The organism is Candidatus Schekmanbacteria bacterium, assembly GCA_003695725.1.
GTDB lineage: Bacteria > Schekmanbacteria > GWA2-38-11 > GWA2-38-11 > J061 > J061.
Genome location: RFHX01000266.1, coordinates 1 through 4,678 on the forward strand (window position 1 = coordinate 1; position 4,678 = coordinate 4,678).

The window sequence follows — 4,678 nt, forward strand, 5'->3', positions numbered from 1 at the left end:
GTACAAGGATGCAATGGGACTTATATTTAAAAAAAAATTATAGTCAAGGAGCATATTAGTATTGGCAAAGAAAGAAAATAAGAACGGAAACAAAAAAACAAAGCTGCCTATCTTTTTACTCCTCATCATTGCAATGGTCATCATAATTCCTCTAATTACATCAAATCTGACCTTAAATCCTTTCAATGCAGTCAAAACACTTGCTTATAGGATTTCGTTGATAATTTTTATATCAATTTATTTGATAAAAAAAGCATTTTCACGCGAAACTGTTATATACAATTCACCTCTTTTGATTCCTCTTTCAATTTTTATTATTATCGCTCTCTTTTCAGCAGTAAATATGACAAACAAGTATGTTTTTTTTGATGCACTTTCAGAACTTATCCTTTCAGCAATTTTTTCTTTTATTATAATACAAGAGTTAAAAAACGAAGACTTTAAAATAATTGCCATAGTTTCATCAATTGTAGGGACATTGGTATCTTCCATAGCAATATATCAGTATTTCACAGCCGAATCATTTAATCTTGCAAATTCGGTTAGGTCAACTCTTGGCCACAGCAATTTTTTGGCTCATTATCTTATCATCATAATACCGCTTACTCTTTCTTTAATCTTATCATCACTAAAGAAAATTTATATGGCTTTGTATTCCATATTTTTCATAATACAAATAACTGCCCTCGCAGTTACTTTTGCACGCGGAGGATGGATTGCCTGTATCATCAGTACAATTATTTTCGCTTTTCTGAGCACTAATATATCCGTAAAAAACAAATCCCTCATTATAAAAAGAATCATTGCTGTCCTTATAATTACCATCCTCATAACAGGAGGAATAGCTGCAACGAAACCTCATGTTTTGGAAGCGCTTTTTATACCTTTCAAGGAAATGAAGAAGGTTGCATCAGGAGAAGAAAGTGAATTCAAATACAAGATTATTACCATTCTCGTCCGCCTTGAAATGTGGAAAGGCACTATTGATATGATTAAATCAAACCCAATATTTGGTGTTGGATTGGGCAATTACTGGATTGTTGCACAAAAATACAGAACACCCAATGAGCTAAAAATGGATTACGATATGCTCAAATGGGCACATAACGACATCCTTCAAATAGGTGCAGAAACAGGATTTTTTGGTATGATTGCCTTCATTTTCCTATTGTATAGTATTTTCAAGACATCTTATAAAAAAATAATAGAATATGAAGGAGAAAAAAAGATTATCCTTGCCGGTTTTATCTGCGCTCTTGCCGCAACTGTTATTCATTCACAGGTAAGCTTCAATTTCTTCAAAACTGTACCTATAATGTATTTTTGGATTACTGCGGCTTTTTTGTCTGGAAAAGGAAAAAAAGAATTCAAAATTTCTCTTCCTCAAAGAAATTTTGTCAAAGTATTAGTCACGCTTGTATTTGTAGCTTTTTCTATTGCAGGCATCTATATATATTCATCACAATTCATAGGAGAAGCTTATTTCTCAAAATCAGAAAGATATTCAATGAAAAAAGAATGGGAAAAATCAATACCTCTTCTCAAAAAAGCGCTATCTTTCTCTCCCAACAATGCCAAGTTTAGATATGCACTCGCTCTAAGTTATTTTAAAACGGGCAATTTCAAAGACTCTATCAAACAATGCAATAAAGCGCTATCTCTCACTCCTTATGTTTCTGACATCAACCGCCTGTTAGGTTATGCCTATAACGAACTTGGCAATGTTTATTTCGCCAAAAAGAAATATTCAAAGGCACTAAATGAGTATAATAAAGTGATCGAAATATCGTTGGCTCGAATGCAATTGAAACTTAGGCCTCATGAAGTTGGAATTTTAGTAAACGAGCTTGCAAATGCCTACTATAATAGAGGAAATCTCTATAAGCTCATAGGCGACTATATCAAAGCAAAAGAAGACTATGAAGAAGCCCTTCATTACAACCCTCAACACTATCTTGCTTCAAAAGGGCTTGCAAGAATCAATCTACTTTTAAAAACCGCGGAAAGGCCTCAACCTGAATAATAGCCATAGTAACCGCCATAACCTGAAAGCACTATACTTGCAAGGCGCAATTCTTTTTTGTTTGAAAATTTGCTTTCACGACCTGCTGAATCTATGGCTGTAATCTGATATGCGGCATCATAAAAGGATTTTGGAATGCTTGTATCTGTATATGAAGTCGATGTTGTATTTGCAATAAGTACAAAATCTCTATCCCAGCCACCTGTTTCATAGCGTAACTGCCTATATATATTATAACTTGAAGCAGATGAACTTGCATTCCAGCTTAGAGAAACCTGTGGCGGAGAAACATCATTATCAACAGTACCTTTTAAGCCAGAAGGCGCTGAAGCTTTGGAATTGCCATTATTTACATAAAAAATATTTGAACCTGCCCCGATCATTTCTATTTTTTTGCCGCCAATTTTCTTAATTGGCGTTACCCGCACCTGATAATATCCGGTTGTGAGTTTATTTACTTTCCATTTAAATCTTTTTTTACCCGGCTTGACACCTTTCTTTGTAGTGATTGTTTTCCAACCTGAATCAGGGTCATCTGAGGGATTATTTCTATGCTCTATCTTGATATCTGATGCATCATTATTAGCATCAGCAAGGCTATAAGCAATCTTTGCCTTCTTACCTTTTACTTTGGCATTGACACTTGAAATATACGAAACAGAATTACTTTCCTTATAGGGCACCACTACTTGGTAGATTGTAAAATGTTTAACTTTTGCAGTTACTACACCCTGTGATTTTTTTACTTTTTTCACTTTTACAGCTTTCATACTGTTTCTTGTAAGAGAATAGATGCGAAACCTGCTTGTACTCAAACCTAAAGCTGAAACAACATCTGTATCATAAGGAAGGGTTATCTTTACTTTTTTATCAAATCTGTTGATTCTCTTCTTTTTAACTTTTACAAACCCTATATTTGCATCGTCATTTACCTGAAAAACCACAGCAGGACCTATTGCCAACACCTTGCCTCCGCCTCCTTTGATTTTTGTGGGCCAAGTGAAGGGAAAAGGAACAGTATCAATTGAAAATTTTGGTGTTTGAACTGCTTGGACAATTTTAATTTTACCTTCAGTTGGAAGTTCTCCATTTACAGTAATTTGATTCTTTGCAGTATCTATATTTTTTAATTTAAGAAAATAAGCAGGAAATTGGTCCATACTATCATCATTATCTGAATCATAATATAAGACAAGATAATTGCCAAAACTAATATTACTTAATGATGTCCCCTTAAGGTCTGCATCCGATGCAATTGTAAGTACATTATTATCTTCTCCTGAAACGGAGGCTGCTATTCCTCCTTCAGGAGCTTCTGCTTGAAAATTGACATATCCATATGTGCCATCGTCATCTCTATAATCGTGTAATCCAATATCTACACTTGCCTTGTAGATAGGAGAAAGAGGATCCTCAACCCTTACACTGCCTCCCAGAGCACCAATTCTCAAGGCAGCTTCGCCTTTATCTGTAGATACACTTGCTTTTGCAGATGGGATATTAAAAAAAAGACTGCCCAAAAAGAAAACAGTTAAAGCAGAGATCAAAAAAGGTCTTCCCTTCATAGGTATGCTCCTTTTTTTAAAATAGAATACTTTATTATAAATATACAATCAAGGTAACAAAACTACAATATCTTTGGAGAAATTAGTTGTCAAGTTTTTTTCGAGTGACTACTCAATAATCTTATATCAAACTCTTAATTCCGGCAAATACTTTTGGAATTGTCTTTAACATAATCTTAAAATCTGTCGTTAAATTCCATTCATCTATATATTTCAAGTCAAGCCTCATCCATTCAGGAAAAGTAAACTTTTGTTTACCTTCAGATATCTGCCAAAAGCAAGTCATTCCCGGTTTCATTGATAGACGGCGGCGATGCCATTTTTCATATTTTTCGACCTCCGATGGCAGAGGAGGACGAGGGCCTACAAGACTCATATCTCCTTTCAAAACATTTACCAATTGCGGAAGTTCATCTATATAAAATGCTCTGATAATTCTCCCCACAGAAGTCACACGAGGGTCATCTTTAATTTTAAAGGCAGGACCATCTCTCTCATTCAATGGCAAAAGATTGGCAACTGATTTCTCAGCCCCAATATGCATTGAACGAAACTTATAAATTGTGAAATTCCTTCCTGCAAGCCCAATTCTTGTCTGTTTAAAGATTACTGGTCCTGGACTATTTAATTTTATTGCCAGTGCAGTTATCAGGAAAAGTGGAGAAAAAAGAATCAAAGCTATTATTGAAACAACTATATCTATTACTCGTTTCAATAATAATTCAAAGTTTTTATCTGGAACCATATTAAAAGTAAGGAAGGGTCTTCCATGAAAATATTCAAGAGTGGGTTTCGCTATTATCATTGGATAATATTCAAGGGCAAGACGGCTTCTTATGCCTTCTTCCTCACAAAAAGAAAGAAGATAGTCTATTTCATCTACATTTTTTCCGGGAAGACAAATGATAATTTCATCAACTACATTGTGATGAACAAACTCAGGAAGGTTTTTTATATCACATAAAATTTTCTTTTCGTCTAAAGCGTCTCCTCGTGCATTTAATTCATTTGACTCTCGAGCCGGCCTGATAAAACCAAGTACATTCAATCCCCATTTTTTATGCCTTTCAATTAAATCTGCAATCTTCAA

General features: G+C 34.5%; 3 protein-coding genes. 1 reads left to right on the top strand and 2 read right to left on the bottom strand.

Annotated features, from left to right (window positions below; all coding sequences use genetic code 11):
- Positions 1-61 precede the first annotated feature (61 nt).
- Entirely contained in the window at positions 62-2,023 is a 1,962-nt protein-coding gene (locus D6734_10280) for a tetratricopeptide repeat protein (protein ID RMF93340.1), read from the top strand.
- Here D6734_10280 and D6734_10285 read toward each other — a convergent pair.
- Together D6734_10285 and D6734_10290 are read right to left on the bottom strand one after the other, a co-directional pair.
- A complete protein-coding gene (locus D6734_10285; protein RMF93341.1) occupies positions 2,011-3,588 on the bottom strand; it encodes a hypothetical protein in 1,578 nt (525 codons plus the stop codon). The genes D6734_10280 and D6734_10285 overlap by 13 nt on opposite strands.
- A gap of 121 nt (positions 3,589-3,709) precedes the next feature.
- A complete protein-coding gene (locus D6734_10290; GenBank protein RMF93342.1) occupies positions 3,710-4,678 on the bottom strand; it encodes a sugar transferase in 969 nt (322 codons plus the stop codon).